The organism is Agriterribacter humi (genome assembly GCF_009192765.1).
GTDB classification, from domain to species: Bacteria; Bacteroidota; Bacteroidia; order Chitinophagales; family Chitinophagaceae; genus Agriterribacter; species Agriterribacter humi.
Map to the genome: position 1 here is coordinate 209,298 of NZ_VOHQ01000009.1, position 24,499 is coordinate 233,796.

At 42.1% G+C, this 24,499-nt stretch carries 17 protein-coding genes; 9 read left to right on the top strand and 8 right to left on the bottom strand.

Annotation, left to right across the window (positions count from 1 at the left end; translation table 11 throughout):
* Positions 1-8: 8 nt before the first annotated feature.
* The 3 genes from FRX45_RS15905 to FRX45_RS15915 all read left to right on the top strand — a co-directional run bounded on the left by FRX45_RS15905 (position 9) and on the right by FRX45_RS15915 (position 3,856).
* The gene (locus tag FRX45_RS15905; RefSeq protein WP_152269432.1) at positions 9-1,721 is read left to right on the top strand and encodes a lamin tail domain-containing protein; all 1,713 of its coding nucleotides are present in this window, start codon (positions 9-11) and stop codon (positions 1,719-1,721) included.
* Between the two features lie 380 nt (positions 1,722-2,101).
* Positions 2,102-2,539 (top strand): hypothetical protein, encoded by a 438-nt coding sequence (locus FRX45_RS15910; RefSeq protein WP_152269433.1) that lies wholly within the window; start codon positions 2,102-2,104, stop codon positions 2,537-2,539.
* A 135-nt stretch (positions 2,540-2,674) separates the two neighbouring features.
* A complete protein-coding gene (locus tag FRX45_RS15915) occupies positions 2,675-3,856 on the top strand; it encodes an aspartate aminotransferase family protein (protein WP_152269434.1) in 1,182 nt (393 codons plus the stop codon).
* Between the two features lie 5 nt (positions 3,857-3,861).
* Here FRX45_RS15915 and FRX45_RS15920 read toward each other — a convergent pair whose 3' ends face one another.
* On the bottom strand, positions 3,862-5,733 hold the full coding sequence (locus tag FRX45_RS15920) for a CocE/NonD family hydrolase (RefSeq protein ID WP_152269435.1): 1,872 nt from the start codon (positions 5,731-5,733) through the stop codon (positions 3,862-3,864).
* 59 nt (positions 5,734-5,792) lie between these two features.
* Between FRX45_RS15920 and FRX45_RS15925 the strand changes: the two genes are divergently transcribed.
* Entirely contained in the window at positions 5,793-6,281 is a 489-nt protein-coding gene (locus FRX45_RS15925; RefSeq protein WP_152269436.1) for a nuclear transport factor 2 family protein, read from the top strand.
* 5 nt (positions 6,282-6,286) lie between these two features.
* On the opposite strand, the gene FRX45_RS15930 is transcribed toward FRX45_RS15925, so the two are convergent.
* The 3 genes from FRX45_RS15930 to FRX45_RS15940 form a co-directional block, all read right to left on the bottom strand.
* A complete protein-coding gene (locus FRX45_RS15930) occupies positions 6,287-7,537 on the bottom strand; it encodes a DNA polymerase III subunit (RefSeq protein ID WP_226805414.1) in 1,251 nt (416 codons plus the stop codon).
* A gap of 30 nt (positions 7,538-7,567) precedes the next feature.
* On the bottom strand, positions 7,568-8,806 hold the full coding sequence (locus FRX45_RS15935) for an ROK family protein (RefSeq protein ID WP_152269437.1): 1,239 nt from the start codon (positions 8,804-8,806) through the stop codon (positions 7,568-7,570).
* Between the two features lie 133 nt (positions 8,807-8,939).
* Positions 8,940-10,040 (bottom strand): anhydro-N-acetylmuramic acid kinase, encoded by a 1,101-nt coding sequence (locus FRX45_RS15940; RefSeq protein ID WP_152269438.1) that lies wholly within the window; start codon positions 10,038-10,040, stop codon positions 8,940-8,942.
* 93 nt (positions 10,041-10,133) lie between these two features.
* Here FRX45_RS15940 and upp point away from each other — a divergent pair, with 93 nt between their 5' ends.
* Together upp and FRX45_RS15950 are read left to right on the top strand one after the other, a co-directional pair.
* The gene (gene upp, locus FRX45_RS15945; RefSeq protein ID WP_152269439.1) at positions 10,134-10,784 is read left to right on the top strand and encodes a uracil phosphoribosyltransferase; all 651 of its coding nucleotides are present in this window, start codon (positions 10,134-10,136) and stop codon (positions 10,782-10,784) included.
* Positions 10,785-10,821: 37 nt separating this feature from the next.
* Positions 10,822-11,829, top strand: a complete 1,008-nt coding sequence (locus FRX45_RS15950) for a PorP/SprF family type IX secretion system membrane protein (RefSeq protein WP_152269440.1) — start codon at positions 10,822-10,824, stop codon at positions 11,827-11,829.
* A 27-nt stretch (positions 11,830-11,856) separates the two neighbouring features.
* On the opposite strand, the gene FRX45_RS15955 is transcribed toward FRX45_RS15950, so the two are convergent.
* On the bottom strand, positions 11,857-13,173 hold the full coding sequence (locus tag FRX45_RS15955; protein WP_152269441.1) for a MutS-related protein: 1,317 nt from the start codon (positions 13,171-13,173) through the stop codon (positions 11,857-11,859).
* 53 nt (positions 13,174-13,226) lie between these two features.
* On the bottom strand, positions 13,227-14,618 hold the full coding sequence (locus FRX45_RS15960) for a dihydroorotase (RefSeq protein WP_152269442.1): 1,392 nt from the start codon (positions 14,616-14,618) through the stop codon (positions 13,227-13,229).
* 344 nt (positions 14,619-14,962) lie between these two features.
* Here FRX45_RS15960 and FRX45_RS15965 point away from each other — a divergent pair, with 344 nt between their 5' ends.
* Positions 14,963-17,179, top strand: a complete 2,217-nt coding sequence (locus FRX45_RS15965; protein WP_193311732.1) for a S9 family peptidase — start codon at positions 14,963-14,965, stop codon at positions 17,177-17,179.
* Between the two features lies 1 nt (position 17,180).
* Entirely contained in the window at positions 17,181-19,172 is a 1,992-nt protein-coding gene (locus tag FRX45_RS15970; protein ID WP_152269444.1) for a lectin-like domain-containing protein, read from the top strand.
* An 80-nt stretch (positions 19,173-19,252) separates the two neighbouring features.
* Here FRX45_RS15970 and FRX45_RS15975 read toward each other — a convergent pair whose 3' ends face one another.
* On the bottom strand, positions 19,253-19,615 hold the full coding sequence (locus tag FRX45_RS15975) for a DUF4870 domain-containing protein (RefSeq protein WP_152269445.1): 363 nt from the start codon (positions 19,613-19,615) through the stop codon (positions 19,253-19,255).
* Between the two features lie 78 nt (positions 19,616-19,693).
* The gene (gene mfd / locus FRX45_RS15980; protein WP_152269446.1) at positions 19,694-23,098 is read right to left on the bottom strand and encodes a transcription-repair coupling factor; all 3,405 of its coding nucleotides are present in this window, start codon (positions 23,096-23,098) and stop codon (positions 19,694-19,696) included.
* A 188-nt stretch (positions 23,099-23,286) separates the two neighbouring features.
* On the opposite strand from mfd, the gene FRX45_RS15985 reads away from it, so the two are divergent.
* Positions 23,287-24,318, top strand: coding sequence for a hypothetical protein (locus FRX45_RS15985; RefSeq protein WP_152269447.1), 1,032 nt, complete (start codon positions 23,287-23,289; stop codon positions 24,316-24,318).
* Positions 24,319-24,499: the final 181 nt, after the last annotated feature.

Genomic DNA, 24,499 nt, shown 5'->3' on the forward strand with positions numbered 1-24,499 from the left:
TTGAAACCATGAAAAACACCCTGCTCTGCGTGCTAACGCTGGGCTGCATTTCGTATATACATGCGCAGCCGGCGACCCGTTATGATGTGCTGATCCATGAGATCATGGCAAACCCTTCTTCATCTCCAGGGCTTCCCGATTTTAAATATATAGAGTTATTCAATGCTTCCCACAATGCGTATAACCTCAATGGCTGGCAAATCAGCAATGGAAAAAGCACGGCGTTTATCAAAGCTGATTTTGTACTGCAACCCGACAGCTTTATTCTTATTTGTGCAACCAATGCTTCAACAACACTTTCTCTTTTTGGCGCCACCATAGGAATTACCAATTTTCCTGGCTTGAATATTAATGGCGATATGCTGTTGCTGCGTTCAGGTGATGACCGGCTCATTCATGCAGTGGGATATAATAAAAGCTGGTATGCCAACGAAGTGAAAAGCGATGGTGGCTGGTCGCTGGAAATGATAGATACAAAAAACCCATGCAGCGGTGGCAGTAACTGGAAAGCCAGTACCAATGCTAAGGGTGGAACACCAGCAGCGCCCAATTCCATAGCCGGCGATAATAAAGATGAAACAGCACCTCAACTCCTGCGCGCTTATGCAGCAGACAGTATTCATATCCTGCTTGTATTTGATGAAACATTAGACAGCTTACAGGCATCGGTGAAAGAAAATTATGTATGCAGTGATGGCATTGCTATTGAGATAGCTGAGCCACAAGCGCCTTTATTTAATAGTGTAAGGCTAAAGTTAAATGCACCACTTTCAAAAGAAAAAGTATATAGCCTGCACGTTAAAAATATTGTGGATTGCAGTGGCAATATGACCAGTAATGAATCTTCTGCAAAAGTTGGAATGTCGCAAATGCCAGCCCTTTCTGATATTGTTATTAATGAAATATTGTTTAATCCTCCCACCGATGGTGCAGACTATATAGAATTTTATAACCGCAGCAATCACATTATCAATGCCAAAACATTGTACGTTGCCGGCAGGAATGCTTCGGGCAACTTAAGTACATTAAAGCAGGTAAGCACAGACGATATTTTAATTTTTCCAGGAGATTTTATTGTTGTAACGGATAACGGCGTTGCGGTTAAGCAACAATACCTGGTTAAAAGCCCAAACGCAATTATCGAAATACCAACCATGCCTTCTTATCCAAATACCTCCGGCACCGTGGTATTATTAAATACTTTGGGGGAAGTAATTGATGAACTCCATTATGATGAAAAATGGCATTTTGGCCTGGCGACCAATTATAAAGGAGTGGCATTAGAAAGAATAGATTACAACGAACCCACGCAGGATAAAAACAACTGGCATTCCGCCGCAGCCAGCGCAGGTTATGGAACGCCCACGTATCAAAACTCACAATTCAAAGCCAATGAGCAGCTACAGGGTGGGATCAGTATCAGTCCCGGCGTTTTTTCGCCGGACAATGACGGGCATGATGATTTTCTCACTATTGCTTATCAATTTCCCGAGCCCGGTTATGTATGCAATATTACCGTGTTTGACGCCCGCGGCAGAACCATCCGCTACTTAGTACGCAATGGCATTTGCGGAACCGAAGGTTATTTCAGGTGGGATGGCATAGATGAAAAAAATCAGCATACCGGTATGGGCATTTATGTTATACTAACGGAAGTGTATAACTTAAAGGGGAGAACAAAGAAATTTAAACAGGCAGTGACGTTGGCGAGGCTGAGATAATAAAATTAAGCCCGAAGCTGGATCCCGCACGTGCGGGACGAAATCCGAAGGGAATACAAAGCACCAAGAAACCAAAAAACAAGAACCAAACTAAAGGGTAGGCAGGCCTGTCCGCCGTGGCGATAAAATTCAAACCTGTCCGCGTGGCGGGTATTAAATCCGAAGCTGAGTTCTGCACGTCTGTGACGAAATATTGTGTGTGGAATGAGACCCCGGCGAAAGCTGAGCGTCAGGGTCCCATGGCTGTTCACAAGGACTTTTTATGAAAAACCCTCCCCCGACAAAAAAGCGTAGAAATAACCCAGCGTTGCAGTAGCCATCCAATATTTTTCCGTGCAACGGACCTCATTCTTTTAGTGTCAATATGAAAACGGATTTTAATGCGCCCCGCTATTATACTATATATTTCATTGTTATCCGGATTCACTTCGTGTAAAAAAGATAAGCCTGCTAAATCGGAATTACAGGCCATGATAGCATGCAGTATGACGAAAAAGCTCGATTCAACAGCTATTACAGCTACATTAAATGGCTCATGGATATGGAAGAAACAATCCATTGCTAATACCAGCGAATTTAGGAATGCAGACAAAGACATCAAAGTAACCTTTAATGCCGACTCGACTTTCTCCTTAACAGAAAATTCAAACATTACAATGCATGGTACATGGAAATTAATTTATCACCGGGAAAACGAATATAGTATTCGAACCGATCAATATAATCAATATGTGGGAGGCTTTGTCTATTTTTGCGATAATCAATTGCTATTGGTTAATAGTTTTGTTGACGGCGTTGATAATCTTTTTGAAAAGTAGATTTGGTATAGATTCCTTACAAATGAACATACTCCGGCAAATTGATTATACTAACGCGTATAACAATATAATGGTTATCTTCTATCCAAATTTCTGCAAGTCAATATCCATTCTACAATCTTATAAATCCTGATCGTGAACCAACGGCAACTTTTTTTACAGCATGTAGCACAAACTTCAGATGCACCATTAGCGCTGGAAATTGTTAAAGCAGAAGGCTCCACATTATGGGATGCAGATGGAAAATCATTTATTGACCTCATTGCCGGCATAAGCGTATGCAATATTGGCCACAGGCATCCGGCGGTAACAGAAGCTATTAAAAAACAGGTGGATCAATACCTGCATTTGCTGGTGTATGGCGAATTTGTTGAAACACCACAGGTTGCTTACGCACATTATCTTACCCAACATTTACCGGGTTCGCTCAATTCCGTATACTTCACCAATTCGGGCGCTGAAGCTACGGAGGGCGCTATGAAATTAGTCAAACGCTATACCAGCCGAACGCAAATCATTGCCTTCAATCAATCTTACCACGGATCAACACAGGGCGCATTAAGCATTATAGGAGATGAATACTGGCGTAATGCTTACCGGCCTTTACTGCCTGGTATTTTGCATTTAAACTACAATTCATTGAATGACCTTGAACATATTACTACAGCAACCGCCTGCGTAATTGCCGAAACCATACAGGCAGAGCGGGGCGTAATTGCACCTTCCAAAGCATGGATGCAGGCCTTGCGAAAAAAATGTACAGAAACTGGCTGCCTGCTTGTATTGGATGAAATACAATCTGGCTTTGGGAGAACCGGAACGCTATGGGGGTTTGAACAGTTTGGAATAATCCCTGATATAATTTTGCTTGGCAAAGCGCTGGGCGGCGGAATGCCTTTGGGCGCCTTTGTTGCTGATAAGAAAATCATGCGGAGCCTTACCAGCAACCCTGTTCTCGGGCATATTACTACATTTGGCGGGCACCCGGTAAGCTGTGCCGCCGGACTTGCCGCTATGAAAGCATTGCAGGAAGAAAATATTACTGGTGGGGTAAAAGCAAAGGAAAAGCTTTTTCTTTCCTTACTGAAACATCCTCAAATTAAAGCCGTACGTTCAGCAGGATTACTGATTGTCGTTGAATTTGAAAGCTTCGAAAAAAATAAGACTATTATTGATCTTTGCATCGGATCAGGTGTATTAACAGACTGGTTTTTATTTGCCCCTGAATGTATGCGTATAGCTCCTCCGCTGAACATCAGCGATGAAGAAATCATTAAAGCCTGCGGGATTATTATTGATGCCATTAACAAGGCATAAGACCATTATTCCTGCATTACCGGCAATATAATATGACTGCTGTGCGCCGCATCATGATAAATGCGAATGGCAGCTTTTTTAAAATCTTTCGCATCCATACCGGGTATATAGCCAAATTGTTGCGGATTTCTGTCTACCAAAGGAAACCAACTGCTTTGCACCTGCACCATCACCCGGTGCCCCTTTTTAAATGTATGCGCTACTTCATTGAGATTAAAATCAATTCTTTCAATTTTATTTTTCACAAAGGGTTCCGGCTTATCGAAACTGTTCCGGAATTTTCCGCGAAACACTTCCGCTCTTACCATTTGCTGGTAGCCGCCCATGGCAAGCGAATCTTCCCCGGATATTTCCGCAGGCAAATAAGATCCTTCCGGCCAAACATCAATTAATTTCACAATAAAATCTGCGTCGCTGCCGGTGGTAGTTACAAAAAGACGGGCGCCAATTTCGCCTGTTAATGTAATATCCTTTTCAAGTGCGTCTGTTTGAAAGGAAAGCACATCAGAACGCTGTGCTGCAAAACGCTGGTCTTCCGCCATATATTTATTATTTCGCCGGCTCCATATTCCATTGGTATAAGGCACGGGGTTACTGGGGTCACTTACATATTCGCTCCTGCTGTTATTTGCCGTGGGTTTGCGCTCTGACATTTTTCCTCCGGCCTGTAAATAAAACGGTACAGGTTTACTGTTCGCCGGCGGCCAGCTATCGTAATGCTTCCATTTATTGGTGCCCGTTTCAAAAACTGTTATTTCGGGCTGATCAAAACTGCCTTTGTCTTTCAGATACAAATTAAAAAATTTTGTTTCAATCTCATCCTGGTAGTATTTGTTCAGATCATCGCCAAAGCGGTAATCAGCAAAGGATTTCCACGATGGCGCCGCCCAGCCGCCATGTGTCCATGGCCCCATTACAAGCCGGGTATGATTACCGGGTGATTGTTCCTCAATAGCCCTGTATGTTTTTAATGATCCGTATAAATCTTCCGCATCAAACCATCCGCCTACAACAAGCACAGCAGGTTTAATGTTTTTAAGATGCTTGCGGATATTCCTGGATTGCCAGAAACTGTCGTAGGTATCGTGTTGTATAACCTGTCTCCATGTGCTGTTGGTACCACTGAAATAAGAAGTTGTATTGGCATTTTTCAATGGACCAAGATCAAGGAAAAAACGGTAAGCATCTTTATAGTTTGTTTTGAAGAATGGGCGATAGCTCTGACTATCCGCTGCAAGAGGGCCATCAAAGCCACTGTAGAAGCTAAAATTATCAAGCAGGAAAAAAGCGCCGTTATGATTACAGTCGTCACCCATAAATTCATCCGACATGGGCGCCTGTGGCGAAACGGCTTTTAGTGCAGGATGCGCATCGGGCAGCGCTGCGCTGGAATAGAAGCCCGGAAAAGAAATACCATACATACCCATACGTCCGTTATTACGGGTATGCTTTAACAACCATTCAATGGTATCGTAAGTATCGCTTGATTCATCCACATCATTGTTTGATTTTTTTACATCAACGGCAGGCGTCATTTCACGAAACTTTCCTTCACTTTTATACCGCCCCCTTACATCCTGGTATACAAAAATGTATTTCTCTTTCATAAGCGAAGCATTGGGACCCAGGCGGCTACGGTAATTGTTTTCACCATAAGGGCTGCACGAATATGGCGTGCGTTGCATAAGAAGAGGATATACCTCACCTGTATCCCTGGGCGTAAACACAGCAGTATATAGCTTTATCCCATCCCGCATGGTGATATATCGGTCTGTTTTTTGATAATTTTCCCTGATCCATGCAGAATCTGTGAGTACCTGGCAAAAAACAAAGACCGGTGAAAAAAAGAGAAACAGATAAACAGGTATGCGGCGCATGCTGTATTGGGTTTTGAAAATAAATGTAATACATTCACACTTTCAGGAACAAATTAATTATGAACGATAATAAAGCGGTCATCAAAAAATTTTACAGCTCCTTTCAGCGGTTGGATGCCGATAGCATGAACGCGTGCTACAGCGATGATATCATTTTCAGTGATCCTGTATTCAGCATATTAAAAGGTGAAGAAGTAAAGGCCATGTGGGAAATGCTTTGTGCCAATGCAAAAGACTTTTCGCTCGGCTTTTCCGATATTGAATTGTTAGATGAGGAATATGCTACCTGCAAATGGAAAGCTACCTACACGTTTTCCAAAACGGGGCGTAAAGTAACCAATAACATAAAGGCCTATCTGCGTTTAAAAGACGGAGCGATCATTGAACATAGCGATGCTTTCAGGCTGAGTACCTGGCTGGCCCAGGCTTTTGGATGGAAAGGCATACTATTTGGCTGGACAGGATTTATGAAAAGAGCCGTACAAAAAAACGCCAGGGAAAACCTTATAAAATTTATAGAAACCAAATACCCGGTTCAACACACATAAACCGTTCAGTTCATTTCTACGGTCTCGCTTTTAACTATAATGTGATACAGTTTAATAGTGAGTGCATGAAAAAGTATTTTAGCATTGGCATTTCTTTCAATGTAATACGATGCCTTATCCAGCTCTTCTACAATGGCCTGGTGCTGGTGCAGTGAAGCGATCTTATTTAGCCGCTGTGCAAAATCTTTCTCTGCATCGGGCAGTTGAGCGCTTAATCCGGGTATGAGCTGCAAGCGAATGCTCTGTTCAAGCAAATGATTGAAATAACGTAAAAATTGTTTTTGCTTTTCCCTTCCCTGCCGGCTTATTTCTTCAATCCATTTTACCTGTGCAATAAAATTGGTTTTTATAATAACATTTAGCCATTCCCGTAATATTCCCTGCCAGTCATCGCCTGAATGCTGCAGCAATTGCAAGGCTTCATGATAATTGCCTTCACTTACCAATGCTATTTGCCTTGCTTGCTCCGGCAAAACTTTTGCTCTTTCCGTTAATGCGGCTTCAATATCTTTTATATCCAGTGCAGGAACCTTAACCAGTTGCGTACGGGAAAGGATGGTGGGGAGTATAAGACTTTCATTTTCCGCTACCAGCAGAAATAAAGTATCCGGCGGAGGCTCTTCTATTAGCTTAAGTAGTTTATTTCCGGCATTACCCAGGTACTCGGGCAACCACATGAGCAAAATTTTATACCTGCTTTCAAAACTTTTCAGGCTCAGCTTGCGAATAATATCATTGCATTCATAAGCAGTAATATTACCCTGCCGGTTTTCTGCTCCAATGAACTGCAACCAGTCGTACCCGTTACCATATGGATATTGCTTTATAAATTCCCGCCATTCACTGCTATAGTCAGAACTCAATGGTTTATCACCACTTTTTTTGGGAACTACAGGATATGAAAAATGAATATCGGGATGGACCAAACCGGCTGCCTTTGACCAGGCGGGTTGCTGTTGCATCCATTCATCTGCCCGCTGCCAGCTTTTATTTACAGGTGCTGTATAATTTATTTCAGCATCAGTGTCACCAAAAAGAGATACGGAAGCACCGGCGGGAACATTAGAATTTGTGTATGAAAAGAGACTTACATAATTGGCAAATGCCAAAGCCAGAGGTAATGCGCCGGAGCCTTCTTTACCTAAAAATAATAAAGCATGACTTAAACGATTCTGCTCTACCAGTTGTAAAAGCTGTTGTTTTACATTTTCCTGCCCTATAACATCCTTAAATAACATGGGCGCTAAAATAAGCATTCCGGCGAAAGTAAAAGCGGATGGTTATCTTCATACCCCGTTATTCATTGTATTTATCGCCCTTTCGGGTTTATAGCCTTTTTTTATTGTCTCTCCAAACTTTTCCATAACCAATGCAGCGCTCCCAATCAATTCCGCTTCATAGCCCAATGTAGAAATACAAATTTCTGTATTAATGGCAAGCCGGGGTATACAATGTTCATTGAGTGCCTGTTGTATGGGCGCCTGCCATATTTTACCAGCCAGCGCTCCCCTTCCGCTCAGTACTACAATTCCGGGATTAAGCAGGTGAATTAATATAGCGATACCTCTTCCTATATTATAACCTGCTTCCGACAACAACTCTATGGCAAAACGGTCGCCTTTACCAGCCGAAAAAATTATCGTTTCGGCATCTTTTTCGAGGTCTTCCTCCCTGCCCGAAAGTAAAGTTTTTAATACCGTTACCCTCCCCGCCTGTATACCCTCTTTTGCTTTTTCCACAATTACAAAAAGTGAAGTTTCAGTTTCCAGGCAACCGCTTTTACCGCAACTGCACAACTTGCCGTTGTTAAAAAGCGGTATATGACTAAATTCTCCCGCAAATCCATTATCCCCTCTAAAGAGTGCGCCTTCTAATATCATTCCCAGGCCCACGCCCCATCCAATATTAATAACCATAGCATTTCGTCTGTTGCGGGCGGCACCAAACTTTAATTCCGCCAGGCCTACTATACCCGAATCATTTTCAATATAAGCCGTAAGCTTTGTGCGCTTTGCTATATAACCTGTGATGCTTTCACCTTTTGTTTGCAAAAAACTATAATTAAGTCCCTGCTGCGCATCCACAAATCCGGGCATGCCTATGCCAATGCCCGCAATCTTAGTCCTGCTCACCCCCGACTGTTCAATAACATATTCAATTTTGTCGGTTAGTGCCGATATGGCCATTGGGTTATCCGCCAACCGCAGTTCAAATTTTTCTACCGGCCGCACATGCTTATTTTGCATATCCATAATGGCGATCCGCGTAAAAAATTGGTCCATAGCTACCGATACGGTATAAAGAATATCAGGTTTGAGCGAATACATTAACGGGCGGCGACCTCCGCTTGAAGGAGCGTACCCGGTTTCAATAACTATACCTTCTGCAATAAGCTCATTCAATATTTTAGTGGTAAGCGAAAGACTTTTATCTATTTTATGGCTTAACTCGGCACAGGAGAGTAAATTGGAAAAGTAGAGTTGCCTGGTGATTTTTTTCTTATAAGATTGACTTTTAGCGGCCATACAAATAAATGAATACCATCGTTTTTAATAATATACAGTAAGTTAATACAAGTTTTTTAATAAAGTAATAAACCCTTTGTTCATATTCCTCACTACCGGTTTCCATTCATTTATCAGTAAGTATTTATTTTGCTTATGCTTCCTGTCCCATCCATATGGCGCCGCCAATACTGTTGCGGCGGGCTCCGGTTACCGATGACAATACATTATTTTCCTCTCTCCAGCGAAGCACCCCTATTAAAGCCATCACCAATGCTTCTTTATACTTAACCGTTTTTTCTTCAGGGATTACCAGTTCAATATTCAGAGGTTTTATGTGGTACTTCAATCTGCCGGTTAAAAAAGTATTGAATGCCCCTCCGCCTGTTACCAGCATTTTTTGGGGGATTTCATTTTCTGCCATCCTTTCTTTTATTTGTTCAACAGCAGCTTTAATCTGAATGGCAATATGTTCTGCATAAGTACACAGCGCGTCTTCCAAACTGCATCCCTGCTTAACCACCAGTGGATATACAATGTCATTTCCAAAAGCATTGGAGAGCGATTTTGGATAATGCTCTTTATAAAAAGGCAACTCATTTAAAGCGTCCAATAGTTTGTGATTCACTTTGCCGGTTGCTGCCATTTGTCCCCCTTCATCATATGCTTTCCTTACCTGCAACACAAGCAAGTTCAATACCCGGTTGGCAGCACAAACGTCAAAAGATATATAAGTATCAGCAGTGTGCGAAGATATATTAGCAATACCCCCGATGTTTAAACAATAGTCAAATTCACCAAAAAGCAGTTTATCTCCTATAGGTACGATAGGCGCTCCCTGCCCACCTAAAGCTACATCTAAAGCCCGCAATTCACTGATAACCGGAATGCCCGTTTCGGCGGCAATAGCTGCCCCATCCCCTAATTGAGCGGTCATTTTTTGCGGCACATGAAAAGTTGTATGCCCGTGAGAAGCGATAAGCTGCACCTGGTAGTGCAATTGATGTTTATTAATAAACGCATTTACCCCACTGCCCAGGTAATGCCCGTATTCGGCATGCAATAACTGGTAGTCCAAAGCATTAAGCTGTATGGAAGATTGTAATTTGTTTATCCATTCCGCAGAGTAGGGATAGCACTCCGCATGTACTATATCGAAATTCCATTTCCCGGCGTTTTCATGAAAATGAACGAAAGCAATATCCAGCCCGTCTAATGAACTGCCACTCATAAGGCCAATAGCTCGGTAAATCATTAAAGAAATTTTAGATTACAAATTACAGCGTTTAGATTTGTTGCATAAAACTATTGATTTACACGGAACTATTGGTAACCCAAACAATGTTTTATGGTTATAAACCTTAGTGCGGAACATTCTTTAGTGAGCAATTGGATAAGCGAGTTAAGGCACACGGATATCCAAACAGACAGAATGCGTTTCAGAAAAAATTTAGAAAGAACAGGTGAAGTAATTGCCTACGAAATAAGTAAAACGCTGGAATGGGAAGAAAGGGATATTCCTACCCCTTTGGGTATATCTGTGTGTAAGGTCATTAAAGAACAACCAATACTGGCCACCATTTTACGTGCGGGGCTGCCTTTGCACCAGGGCGTGCTGAACTATTTTGATAAGGCGGATAATGCATTCGTATCTGCTTACCGGAAACATCACAGGGATGGCTCTTTTGAAATTAGCATTGAATATGTTTCCTGCCCCGACCTGGATAACCGTGTGTTGATCATTTCAGATCCTATGCTGGCTACAGGTGCATCGCTGGTTAAAACACTACAGGCTTTAAAAGCGGAAGGCCAACCAAAGGAAATTCATATTGTTTCGGCAATAGCCTGTACCGTGGGCATTGAATTTGTGCGCAGGGAAGAACCTGGTGTAAAAATATGGTGTGGCGCCATAGATGATGAGTTAACAGCCAAAGGATATATTGTACCCGGATTAGGAGATGCAGGAGACCTTTCATTTGGCTCAAAGACGCAATCTTAATTCAAATATTCGTAACTTAACAAACAATTCAACCAGGATGAAAAAAGTCCTTGTACCACTGCTGCTTATTGTGTGTGTTAGTACGTATGCACAGGACCCGCATTTTTCGCAGTTCTTTTCATCACCCTTAACATTGAACCCTGCTTATACCGGCAAATTTGACGGCACTTTTCGTGTAGCAGGCAATTACCGCAATCAATGGCCCACCATCAATAACGCTTATACCACGGCAACCGCTTCAGTTGATTTCGCATTGCTGCAAAACCGCATTCCCGAATTTGATACCTGGGGAGTAGGTATTATGGGATTGAACGATCAGAGTGGTAATAAAATACTCAATAACAATTTCATTTCACTTTCAACGGCGTATCATAAGGCGTTAGACGAAAATGGATACCATACCCTAACCGTTGGTTTCCAGGGAACCTATGCCAATAAGCGGCTCGACATCAGCAAAGCTACTTTTGAGGACCAGCTTACTTCCTTGGGATTTACAGGCGTTACCAGCGAAGTGTTTAACACCGGTAATGTTGCCGTAAATTATTTTGATGTGAACGCCGGTTTGCTCTATAGTGGCAGCACCAACGGCTATAATAATTTTTATCTGGGTGTATCGTCCTATCATATCAGCCGGCCGAAAGAATCCTTCCAGGGAGGTAATTATATTCTTAATCCCCGGCTCACTGTTCATGGCGGAGGTTATATTCCCATTGGGCGCATCACCACTTTTCATGGCAGCTTTATACATCAGCGGCAGGCAGGTGCTACCGAAACTGTTCTGGGAGGCGCAATTGCCTTTAACCTGAGTGATGATGAAGAAATAGAAAGTAATTTATATACAGGGTTATGGTATCGTTTTGGCGATGCTTTTATTCCGTATGTGGGTATTGAATTTTCCGGATTCAGATTGGGTTACAGCTATGATATTAATAATTCTTCACTGAGCACTGCCTCCAAAAGCAGGGGCGGAAATGAAATATCACTCATTTTCATAAGAAAACCATCTGATCCTTCAAGAAAAAAACTGGGTTGTCCTAAGTTTTAAGAGATGCCTTTCAAACGCACAGGAGGATCATAACTGTTCAAGCAACTCTACCACCTTTTCGCTTTTTAAAATAAAATAACCGAGGCGGTCATTGCTTATGCCATCTTTTAACTGGTAACTGAATTCCAGCTTATCATTGCTGATATTGGTTTCAAAATATTTAAAGGAAATGGTGGGATAGACTTTCATTTCGTCTCCAATTTCATAAAGGTGTGTTGAAAGAATGAACAGGGAACCTTTAATGCGGATCAATCCTTTAATTACTGCCAGTGAACAGCGCATGGCATCCTGCATATTTGTTCCTTTAAACAATTCGTCAATCAGCACCAGCCATTTTTTTCCATTGCTGATGGTGAGTATTGTTTTTTTTATGCGCTGTACCTCATTAAAAAAATAACTTTCGCCCTTTACAATATTATCTTCAACATTAATATTGCTTAAAATACCATCAAATAAAGAAAGCTGCAGCTTTTCTGCAGGAACACCCATGCCCAGATGTGCCAGGTAAACAGCCACTCCAAGCGATTTGATGAATGTACTTTTACCCGCCATATTGGCCCCGGTTAGAAAAAGAAAGTTGGTTTTTGGTGATAATTCTATGTCGTAAGATACCGGTTGTGGCAGGAGAATATGATATATTTTATCCGCTTTTACAAATGGCTCATCAGAAACAACAAATTCAGGGAAGGTTAAGCGGTAATGCTGAACCGCCCTGGCCATTGAATACCAGGCATCCAACTGGTAAAATATCTCACTCAATTCGTGAAGCCGTGTTTTAAAAGCATTGCGCAGAAAGTAACCATAATAAAGATTTTCTTTTATAGAAAAACTTTGTCCCGGTTCCTTTTTCAATAGCTCCTGCAGTTGCTGATGCAGCAGCAGTGACCGTATCCTGGAGGCAAACAATTGTAATTTGGCCGGCGCCTGGGGAGCATCAATCAATACGGCCAATTGCTGCATTCCCCAAACAAAATCACGGAAATGTGTAACCGAATACCGTACCAGTCCATAATCAACACTATGTAAAGCTTTGTACAGCCGGGTGTTGAAAAAATCCGTTGAATGCGGTATAGGATCAAGCGCCGTATCATAAAACCTTTCCATCATCATCATAGTGCCGTTGGTAATGGAAGTGGGCCATTGATCTATACGGGATACGATAAGCTGTATTATTTTTTGGGTATCCAGTATTTTGTTTAGTTCTTCAAAAGGTTCACGCATCATCCAGCGCAACCATTCTTTGCCACCGCCAGTACGTGTAAAATTGAGTTTATGAAAAACGGAAAACTCTTCCTCAGCATTGAAGACAGAAAGGTCGTTATATGTGGTTTTATCTATCTGCATGTAATATAAGCACCGGTCAAATCCTGTTAAAATCAGGCATGTTAAATATCAATCTACCGCTCAAATAACAATCTCATGCCCTTATTAGATTCATTCCATACCGCATTTCCATAATTTTCGTAGATCAAATTGCCACTCACGAACGTATGGGTAATGCTTGCAGGAAAAATAAACCCTTCAAGAGGACTCCATCCGCACTGATACAAAAGGTCTTCGCGTTTTACTGTTCCCGGGCGATTCAGGTCGGCTACTACCAGGTCGGCCCAATACCCTTCGCGAATATAGCCCCGGCCGGATAGCTGGTAACAATCCGCTACCGCATGGCTCATTTTGCGCACAATTGTTTCCAAACTAATTTTCCCCTGTTTGTAATAATACAACATCAGCAATAGCGGGTGCTGCACCAAGGGCAACCCGGCATGCGCATTTTCATATTGTACATCTTCTTTCAAAATAAGCTTCCCCTTATCATCCCTGGAATAGCCCTTTTCGGATAAAGTATGCGGCGCATGATCTGTAGCAATCACATCAATCCTGTCGTCTGACAAAGCTTCCCATAATGCCTCCCTGTTATGCGGCGCTTTAATAGCAGGATTACACTTGATCAGGTAACCCAGGCGCTCGTAATCATCAGCGGTAAAATGCAGGTGATGGACACAAACTTCACAGGTTATGCGCTTTTCTTTCAGCGGTTTAAGGTTACTGAACAATTGTAACTCTTTAGCTGTTGAAATATGCAGGATATGCAGTCGGCTGTTGTATTTTTTGGCAAATTGTATAGCAGTGAGCGATGATTCAAAACAGGCTTCTTCATTGCGGATCAGCGGATGATCTGCCGCTGTCAAAATGCTCTTCTCTTTCTTTATCCTTTCGTAATTGGACTTAATAATTTTTTCATCTTCACAATGCGTGGCAATCAGTACTTCACTTTCCCGGAATAGTTTATCAAGCGTGAGGTAATTATCTACCAGCATGTTGCCTGTACTGGAACCCATGAAAATCTTTACGCCGCATATCTTATCGCTATGCTGGTTCACTTTCAGCACCTCATCTGCATTATTATTGGCAGTGCCCATGAAAAATGAGTAATTCGCCAAAGCCGTTTTTGCAGCGATGCCATATTTATCTTCCAGCAAATCCAGTGTAAGCGCATTGGGAATGGTATTGGGCATTTCCATAAAGGAAGTAACTCCTCCGGCTACGGCTGCTTTCGATTCAGAATAAATAGTGGCTTTATGGGTTAGCCCGGGCTCTCTGAAGTGCACCTGGTCGTCAATTACGCCCGGCAGCAGGTATTTGCCCTCCCCGTTAATTTCTGTGACGGCAAATGTTGCCTGAATGGCAGTGCCTATTCTTTCAATCCTTCCATCCTTTATTAAAACATCGGCAGCAGCAATGGAATTTTCATTAACAATATTGATATTCTTTAAAAGATAATTTGTCATAGCAGGTAAGTGTTCTTAAGTATTTTGAAAAACGACACGATGATGGTGCTTTTGTGCTACTTGTGATTTCAACTTAATTTCGCTACTACTTTCTTATTTCAGTAGCCGTACTATAGCTATTTCATTCCGGCGTTGAGATTGGATTTCATTTCGGATTTCGAATTTTAATATTCGTATTTGAAATTTATTTGGTTCTTGTAGTTTGCTATTTGGTTCTTCGTATTCACCCGGATTTATCATGCAATTTAAATGAATACCTTTATTTTTACCTCCCTAATGCTATTTTCCACGGTAAAATTCCAATAACCTGTTTCAAAGATTTTTTTTACCCAATTATGCTGATAATGAAAAAACTGTTCATAGGCTTATTTGTATTTTACGCTCCCTTTATTGTTCAGGCACAACAACAGGGGAAAATGGAGCTTGATCTCGAAAAGATATGGAGCGGTCACTTCGATGAGCGCAAATATGTTGTACACCTCATGAATCAATCGCCCCGTTTTGCGTGGATCCAAACGGATACAGCTTCCGGGCCGCAGGTTATTCTATCGCTCGATTTTAATACCACCAGGATCGTAGATACGCTTTTTTCCAACCAGATCAAACGGGAAACCGATTCGTTGCCCACTACATTTACCTATTTCCAGGATTTTGGTTTTTCACCCGATGACAATAAAGTGCTTATCCGCACACAAATTGAGCCTTTATATACCATCTCGGAAAAAGCTTTTAATTATGTATGGGATATTGATAAGAAAATATTAAGGGTTGTTTCCGCTAATGGGAAGCAGTTATACCCCAGCTTTTCACCCGATAGCAAACGATTGGCTTATATTATTGACGCCAACCTGTATATTATGGATATTGAAAAGAATACGACCATGCCCGTAACGGTTGACGGATCAGCAGGCCAATTTTTATATGGTATGGCAGATGCGTTATACGAGAACGGTTTTGGAATGACGAAGGCGTATGACTGGAGCCCCAACGGGAATTATATTGCCATGCTGCGGTTCAATGAAAATACAGTTAAAAACTATCCATTAACAATATATGAACGGCCTTATGCCGAAATCAGAAATCAGCGTTACCCTTTAGCCGGCGAAATGGTACCCGATGTAAAAGTATTTGTGTATGATATCAATAATAAAATTTTTGTTCCAATAGATGTTGGCGTCAATCCCGATCAATACATTACAGGAATCAAATGGAGCCCTGATAATAAGACTTTATTTGTGCAACGCCTGACAAGAAATCAAAAAAGATTAGAGTTGCTGAAAGCCGATATTGTTACAGGAAAGACCTCAGTGATCTATACGGAAGAAAGTCCCGCTGATTATGTAAGGGTTTACCCGGATAATATGCACTTTATTAAAGAAGGCAGATCATTTTTATGGAAGAGCGAAAAGGATGGATATACTCATTTGTATGAAATAAGCAGCGATTCCGCTACCGCTACTTCTTTAACCAGCGGCAACTGGGAAGTGATTAGCGTGGAGGCGATTGATGATACACACAATGAGATATACTATTCATCGAACGAATCGGGCTCAAGACAAAAACAATTGTACAAAATAAATTACGATGGTAAGGAAAGAACAAAGCTCACCTCCGGCGATGGTTATCACGACACCTGGATAAGCAACGACAAACGATTCTTTTTTGATGCATTCTCTTCTTTAAACGAGCCGCCGGTTTACCAGGTAATTTCCACCATAGGAAAGGATAAGAAAAAGTTGATTGAAAACAAAGAGCTGAATGACCGGCTTAACGATTATAAGATCCCACAGGCATACTTTTTTACTGTGCAGGCCAATGATACCATGACGATGAACGGCTGGCTGATCCGCCCCTATAGCAATACAAGAGGAAAACTACCACTCGTACTATATGTTTACGGCGGCTCAACCCACCAGGAAGTTTTGGACAAATGGGACGATAAATTTACACTCACTATGCGCTGGCTGGCTAACCAGGGTTATGCGGTAGCCTGTGTAGATCCCCGAGGTACGCCGGGTAAAGGAAAAGCGTTCAGGAAAATCAACTATAAGGCGCCGGGCGATATAGAGATAGAAGACCTGCTAAAAGTAAAAGATCATTTGGCGCGGAACTACCGCATTGATTCGTCGAAAGTAGCGGTTATGGGATGGAGTTATGGGGGATATCTTGCCGCATTGGCGCAAACCAAATATGCCGGCCGTTTTAAAGCAGCCGTAGCTATAGCGCCGGTTACCAACTGGCGGTTTTACGAAAATGTATATGCCGAACGCCTGCTTTCCATGCCCAGTGAAAATGCAGAGGGATATAAAAATGCCTCTCCTGTAAGTTTTGCAGGTAACTATAAAAGCGGCCTTTTTCTTGTTCATGGAACTGCAGATGATAATGTGCATCTCCACAACAGCATGGAGCTGAGTAAGCAGCTAACCAACGAAAGAAAAACCAATTTTGAGCAACATTTCTATACGGACAAAACACATAACCTCAGCGATGGAACGCCCAATATTCTTAGAATGAGCCTGTATACAAGGATCAACGATTTTTTAAAGCGTGAGTTAAAATAAAATGGTATCCTCAAAGCACTGGCAATTAAAAAAGCATCGTTATGGTTGCTGCTTTTTCCTGATGATTTTGTTCTGCCTGCTTCCGGGTGTACATCTGCTGTACGCCCAAACCGATAAACCTTATCATCTTAATGGGAATGCCACACAGGAAGATTGCAATTGCTATACCATTACAAACGACAAAAACGATCAGTCCGGATCTGTATGGAATATCAATAAAATTGATCTCACCCGTCCATTCGATTACCATTTCAATGTATTTTTAGGCTGCCGCAATGCCGATGGGGCCGATGGTATTGCATTTGTGCTGCAGCCACTGAGCACCAGCATAGGCACAACGGGGCAGGGATTGGGCATACAGGGTGTATCGCCCTCAGTGGCAGTGGCTATTGATACGTACCAGAACACAGACTTCGGAGATCCGCACTATGACCATCTGGCCATACATTTAAATGGCGATTTAAATCATAATACCGCTAACAGTATTGCGGGACCCGTAACGGCTTTGGAGAACAATGATAATATTGAAGACTGCAAGTGGCATATTATACGCATAGCCTGGGACCCTGCTGCTGCCATAATAACGGTTTACATGGATGGCAAAGAAAGAATGCATGCTACTATAAATCTTGTGCAAAATGTTTTTCACGGCAATCCTATGGTTTTTTGGGGATTTTCGGGCGCAACAGGCGGAGCAACCAATCACCAGCGCTTCTGTACATCACTGAACCCTTCCTTTTCACTTGCAGAAGACCAGATCACCTGTTATCCCGAACCGGTTTTATTCCGCGATAGCTCTACTTCCTTTGGAGATATCGTTAAATGGTTCTGGGATTTTGGCGATGGCACTACCGACACGGTAAAAAATCCGGGCATGCACAGCTACCCTCAGCCGGGCAACTATACTGTAAGCCTGAATATCGTTGGCAACGATGGTTGTATTTCCGATGCCTTCCGGCAACAGGTGGTAGCCGGATCAAAACCAATAGCCGACTTTAATTTTAAAGACCCGCCTTATTGCGATAATAAACTCATTCCCTTTAATGATCTTTCAAAAGTGGAGTTTGGTACAGTTAATGAACGGAACTGGGTTGTAAACGGAACTCCCATTCATAATCCGGAATCTCCAATGCAGCGTCAATTGCCATTAGGCAGCAACAGCATCTCACTTGAAGTAAAAACCAAAGAAGGCTGCATATCTGATAGAACAGAAAAAGTGATCAACATACAACAACATCCCGATATCAGCATGCAGGAAGCTAGGGATGCCTGTAAAAACGAACCGGTTCTTTTTGTTGCAGACAATACCAACCCGGCACTGCCTGTACAGCAATGGCACTGGAACTTCGGAGATAGTACAACCGGCAACAGCGCATACGCTACCCACGCCTACAATGATGGCGGAACATATATTGCAAGTGTTTACGCCCTTGGTCCTGGCGGCTGTCCTTCGGATACTTTGAAGCAGGAAGTTTCCATTTTTGCCACTTATGCCTTTGCAGGAAATGACACGATTGCGGCAACGGGGCAACCCATGCAACTACAGGCATCCGGTGGTGATTTTTACAATTGGATTCCATCATCCGGGTTAAGCGATGCTAATACCTCAAACCCCGTAGCAACAATACAAAATGATATTACTTATGCGGTTACAGTAAGTTCTGCTACCGCTGGCTGCCCTACAACAGACAGCATTTTTATTAAGGCATACAAAGGACCTGCATTTTATGTTCCTACCGCTTTTACTCCCAACGGGGATGGCAAAAATGATGTATTCCGTTTTGTTGCAGCGGGAATGACGGCCATACATTATTTTAAAATATTCAACCGTTATGGCCAAATGGTATACAGCGCTACGGATCCCTCCACCGGGTGGGATGGAAGTTTCAATGGTAAGCGCCAAACCACCGACACTTATGTATGGATAATTGAAGGAAAAGATTATTTGGGGAATAACATAAAAAGAAAAGGAACGGTTGCACTCATAAAATAGGGCAACCGGCTAAGTGCAAGGAAAGGAGTGAAAAAAATTGCCTTTCGCCTTCTTACTTTCACCATTATTTCAGTCTGCTCTTATTTGATCAGCCTTAATGTAAACGGGTAACGATATAATTTCCCGTCGTTGGCCTTAATGGTAGCTACAATTACCAGTATCAATGCAATGATGCCAACGATCCACAATAAAAAAATACCAATAATGGTAATAAACAATACGATGCAGGCAAGGGTAACCGTTATCTGGAAATTAAGGGATTCCTTTGCATGCGCAGCAACAAATTTAGACTCATCTTTTTTTATCAGGTAAATAATCAGTGGCGCAAATAACCAAACCACTATAGTGAGTATATGTGAGAGGATGGCCAATGTTTTTTCGTCGCTGGTAGGCGTTACAATGGGTTGTTCATCTGTTCCCAGGAATGCGTTTTGTTGTTCCATACAATTTTATTTTGTACGGAAATATAATTCAATTCGCAGAAATTTCATAATCTATTCGCCCCGCAGTTCATTGCGATTTCATGCTACGTCAACATGTTCTCTTGTATATTGGTGCATTTTAAACAGGAAATGATACAACTGCTCCATGCCTTTTATATCTTCGTGAATGAGCAGGAAATTTCTTCCCGTTTGCTTTAGCCTTGCTTTGTGGGTAACCGTTTGCACAAACTGCAGCATCTTATTAAACGTGTCCGATTCAAAATAGGGCGAGTCGGGGTTATTGATAAAATAACACCTTAAGGTTTCCTCTTTCAGCACCATTTTTTCAAATCCGAGTTCTACCGCCAGTCTCCGGCAACGTACAGTAATAAACAGATCTTCCACCTGCTGGGGTATGGGTCCAAAACGATCGGCCATTTCGGTGTGAAACTGCTGCAGATCTTCGTCATTATCACAATTGTCTAACCGGGTATATAACGACAACCTTTCATTAATACTCTCCACGTAAACGTCGGGGATCAGTATCTCAAGATCGGTATCAATCGTACAATCCTGCACAAAATCTTCCTGTTTCTGAATCTCTTCTTTAAATACTTCCCTGAATGAAGTACGTTTTAATTCCCTGATCGCTTCATCTAATATTTTCTGGTACATTTCAAATCCTATCTCGGCCATAAAACCACTCTGTTCGCCACCCAGTAAATTACCGGCGCCACGAATATCAAGGTCCCGCATGGCGATCTGGAAACCGCTGCCCAGTTCACTATGCTGTTCCAGTGTTTGCAGGCGCTTGCGCGAATCATCCGGCAACGTGCTTACCGGCGGCGCCAGCAGGTAACAAAAAGCTTTTTTATTGCTTCTGCCTACGCGTCCCCGCAACTGGTGCAGGTCACTCAGTCCAAACTGGTGCGCATTGTTAACAATAATGGTATTTACATTGGGAATATCCACGCCACTTTCTACAATATTGGTAGATACCAGCACATCGTACTTATGCTCAATAAAATCCAGTATCCGTTCTTCCAGTATATGGCCTTCCAATTGCCCGTGTGCTACGCCTATACTCAAATCGGGACACAGACCCTGTATAATGTTAGCCATTTCATTCAACCCCAGCACACGGTTATGAATGAAAAATACCTGCCCGCCTCTTTCCGTTTCGTAGTATATCGCGTCACGGATATTGTCTTCATTAAACACCTGTACTTCTGTTTGTATGGGCTGCCGGTTAGGCGGAGGCGTATTAATAATGCTTAAATCACGTGCACCCATCAGGCTGAACTGCAATGTTCTTGGAATAGGTGTTGCCGTTAGTGTAAGGCAATCTACATTGGTTTTAAGCGTTTTGATCTTCTCTTTATGCCCAACGCCAAACTTTTGTTCTTCATCTATCACCAGTAATCCCAGGTCTTTAAACTTCACTTCTTTTCCCACCAGTGCATGCGTTCCTATAATAATATCAATTTTACCTTCCTGTAACTTTTTAAGCGTTTCCTTTTTCTCTTTGGATGATTTAAAGCGATTGATATAATCTACCGTTACGGGAAAATCCTTAAGCCGGTCTTTAAATGTTTTATAATGCTGAAAAGCAAGAATAGTGGTAGGTACAAGTATAGCGGCCTGTTTATTATCGCAACAGGTTTTAAAAGCAGCGCGAACCGCTATTTCTGTTTTGCCAAAACCCACATCGCCGCAAACCAGCCTGTCCATAGGATGCGGCACTTCCATATCTTTTTTCACATCTGCCGATGATTTGCTTTGATCGGGCGTGTCTTCATAAATAAAAGAAGCTTCCAACTCCGTCTGCATATAGTTATCGGGGCTATGGGCAAAACCCACCTGAGCCTTACGCTGGGCGTATAACTGAATAAGATCGAAAGCAATTTCCTTAACTCTTGCTTTTGTTTTCTCTTTCAGCTTCTGCCATGTATCACTGCCTAATTTATTCACCTTAGGTACGCTGCCGTCCTTGCCTGTATACTTGGCTATTTTGTGGAGTGAATTGATATTGACATACAGTATATCCGTATCCTTGTATATAATTCTAACAGCTTCCTGCAGTTTACCATTCACTTCAATTTTTTGCAGGCCGCTGTATATACCTACACCGTGATCAATATGCGTAACATAATCTCCCGGTTGCAATTCGCGGAGAGAACGAAGTGTAAGCGCTTTATTTTTATTATAGGCCTGCTTTATCCGGTATTTGTGATAGCGTTGGAATATCTGGTGATCCGTATAGCAAACCACTTTAAGGTCATGCGCAATAAATCCACCATGAATGGAAATGGGTACAGGGGTAAACTGTATTTCCGCTTTCAGGTCTGCAAGAATGCTGTGCACTCTTTCTAATTGCCTTGGATTTTCGGCAAAGAGATAAATATTGTATTTCTTTGCTTCCCAATTTTTAAGGTCTTTGATCAAAAAATCAAACTGGCGGTTAAAGGAAGGTTGTTCTTTAGTGTCGAACGCTATTTCTATACCGCCAAAATGAGGTGTATGACCAAATTCAACAATATGCCGCAACTGCAATTGTTCTTCAATTGCTGTTACAGGCACAAAATCATCGCTGGTTACGTCTTTCTTTTCTAAATGATCATCATCATCGTTCAGTGGCTTTTTTGCTGTTTCCTGCACCCTGAAAAATATTTCCAGATCTTCTTCCTGCACATTCAACTTTTCTTTTACCACATCCCAGTCCTGCACCCATATTACCGTATTTTCGGGGAGGAACTCCAGCAAAGAAACTTTTTCTCCTGAATCAAACTGTGTTTCCACATTGGGGATAATGGTTACCTGCAACAGCTTCCTTTCGCTCAACTGTGTTTCGGGGTCAAATATCCGTATAGAATCCACGTCATTGCCAAACAATTCAACGCGGTAGGGCTTTTCATTGCCAAAAGAATAAATATCTAATATACCTCCCCGCAGGGCAAATTGGCCGGGCTCATATACAAAATCGGTTCTTTCAAAACCATAATCCACAAACTGCGATAGTAATTCATTTACATTGATGCTGTCGCCGGCTTTAATGCGAATGATATTTCCCGACAGGGTTTTAGGCAACACTACTTTTTCAAACAAGGCTTCCGGATGCGTAACAATAGCGCCTACCCTGTTGCCGGTGGCGGTAGAAAAGCGGGTAAGCATTTCCGTACGTAACATTACGTGCGATGCATTAAGCTGCCTGTAGTTTTTCCTGTTTTTGAAAGAAGACGGAAAATAAAATACATTGAGCGCCGAAGTAAGGTTCTCTAAAGTATTGTGAAAATAAGCGGCTTCCTCCGCATCGTTTAATATAACCAGGTGGTTTAACTGCGAAGCAAGATCATGGCGGAAAATGGATCCGAAAACAAATTGCGAAGCGCTGCCATGAAGGTTTTTAAGAAAAAGACGCTGGGGTTTAGTCAATACGAGCCTGTCCGCAATCTGAAAAATGCGGGTATCTTTTAAATACTCGTCGAGCAACACATTCAAATTCATCTTATATCAAATCCGCCCACACTGCTATAATTACTGTACGGGCATTGGTAAGGAACTGCAAAGATAAGCCCTAAATTCAAGTTGTCTGGCTGCTAATTTTAAAACAATATTTAGTTAAAAGGTTTTCATAAAACTACTTTGGCAAAATAATCGCCATTGGTATCCGTTACATCCAAAATTTGCACACTTTGAAGCGCAGTATGCTGAAAAACAGTTACATCATTCTTATTATCGGTTCGGTTGTTTTGCAGCAGGCTGCTGCCCAAATGATCACCGGTGTATGGCGTGGAAAGATCAACCGCCAAAAAGTGGAACTGAAGATCATACAAAAAGGAGACAGCCTTAGGGGCACTTCCTATTATTATCAATCGCCCAACAATTACCGCCGTTACAGTATAAAAGGATTTTTTGATGAACCGAACAATCTTGCTATATGGTGGGACGATGAACTGTTAGAGGAAAAAAGTGGAAGAACAGGACTTGGTTCACCGGGCAAGGAAGCATTGCGCTCAGAGGCCGATTTTAATTGCCCTGGCGAAGGTATTATGAAATTAGAAGGTGAAGCCAACCTGAAAGAAGACGAAAACAGGCCAAAAGGCGAAGTGCATTTAGATAAAACCAATCAGCCTTCTTTTTACGATGAATGGGATTTTGTGATTGAAAATTTTACAGCCGGCGCTAACGACCCCTATATCATTGACAGTGTTGGGTTGATTGCAAGGCATCCCGTTCCTGTAAAAACAGAAAAGCCGGTGGTATTTAAACCGCCGGTTGTAAAGGAAAAAGCAAATCCACCACCTGTAGTTGCCGTACAACCAAAGGCGCCGCCCGTGAGTATAGCAGCGCCACTTACCATTGAACAGAAGTTCGCGCAACGGCAAAAAATACCTGTATTAGAAATACCCATAGTTGGCGATTCCATTGAACTGAATTTTTATGACAATGCCGAAATAGACGGAGATTCGATTACACTCTTTTTAAACAACAGGCTTATTTTTAAACATATTTATCTTACCGATAAACCGTTTACTGTAAAATTGCCTGTGAGCGAATTGCTACAAAGCAATGAACTGGTAATGGTGGCCGAAAACCTCGGCTCTATTCCTCCCAATACCTCTTTTATGGTTGCCTATATAGGTGAGAAACGCTATGAGGCCCGGCTCGAAAGCAATGAAGGCAGCAGCGCGATGATACGGTTTGTGAAGGAGAGTGAGCGGTGAGTTGCAAGTTCCATGGAAGCGCACCCTGAAACCTGAACCTTGTAACCTGTAACTTGTGTGTACCTAAAATAGGTTGACATATTTTATAATGGTTCAAACAAATTTAATTGTTTATTTAATGGGTCATCTTCATTAATTTTTACTGTATAGATTGTCATTCTTTTTCTGCTTTCTTTTGCTA

Bases quoted from the DNA above. Each gene is read 5' to 3' on its own strand.
- upp (WP_152269439.1), top strand. From the start codon at position 10,134: ATGGTTATAAACCTTAGTGCGGAACATTCTTTAGTGAGCAATTGGATA.
- FRX45_RS15925 (WP_152269436.1), top strand. From the start codon at position 5,793: ATGAACGATAATAAAGCGGTCATCAAAAAATTTTACAGCTCCTTTCAG.
- FRX45_RS15905 (WP_152269432.1), top strand. From the start codon at position 9: ATGAAAAACACCCTGCTCTGCGTGCTAACGCTGGGCTGCATTTCGTAT.
- FRX45_RS15920 (WP_152269435.1), bottom strand. From the start codon at position 5,733: ATGCGCCGCATACCTGTTTATCTGTTTCTCTTTTTTTCACCGGTCTTT.
- FRX45_RS15910 (WP_152269433.1), top strand. From the start codon at position 2,102: ATGCGCCCCGCTATTATACTATATATTTCATTGTTATCCGGATTCACT.
- FRX45_RS15955 (WP_152269441.1), bottom strand. From the start codon at position 13,173: ATGCAGATAGATAAAACCACATATAACGACCTTTCTGTCTTCAATGCT.
- FRX45_RS15940 (WP_152269438.1), bottom strand. From the start codon at position 10,040: ATGATTTACCGAGCTATTGGCCTTATGAGTGGCAGTTCATTAGACGGG.
- FRX45_RS15960 (WP_152269442.1), bottom strand. From the start codon at position 14,618: ATGACAAATTATCTTTTAAAGAATATCAATATTGTTAATGAAAATTCC.
- FRX45_RS15965 (WP_193311732.1), top strand. From the start codon at position 14,963: ATGAAAAAACTGTTCATAGGCTTATTTGTATTTTACGCTCCCTTTATT.
- mfd (WP_152269446.1), bottom strand. From the start codon at position 23,098: ATGAATTTGAATGTGTTGCTCGACGAGTATTTAAAAGATACCCGCATT.
- FRX45_RS15975 (WP_152269445.1), bottom strand. From the start codon at position 19,615: ATGGAACAACAAAACGCATTCCTGGGAACAGATGAACAACCCATTGTA.
- FRX45_RS15970 (WP_152269444.1), top strand. From the start codon at position 17,181: ATGGTATCCTCAAAGCACTGGCAATTAAAAAAGCATCGTTATGGTTGC.
- FRX45_RS15935 (WP_152269437.1), bottom strand. From the start codon at position 8,806: ATGGCCGCTAAAAGTCAATCTTATAAGAAAAAAATCACCAGGCAACTC.
- FRX45_RS15950 (WP_152269440.1), top strand. From the start codon at position 10,822: ATGAAAAAAGTCCTTGTACCACTGCTGCTTATTGTGTGTGTTAGTACG.
- FRX45_RS15930 (WP_226805414.1), bottom strand. From the start codon at position 7,537: ATGCTTATTTTAGCGCCCATGTTATTTAAGGATGTTATAGGGCAGGAA.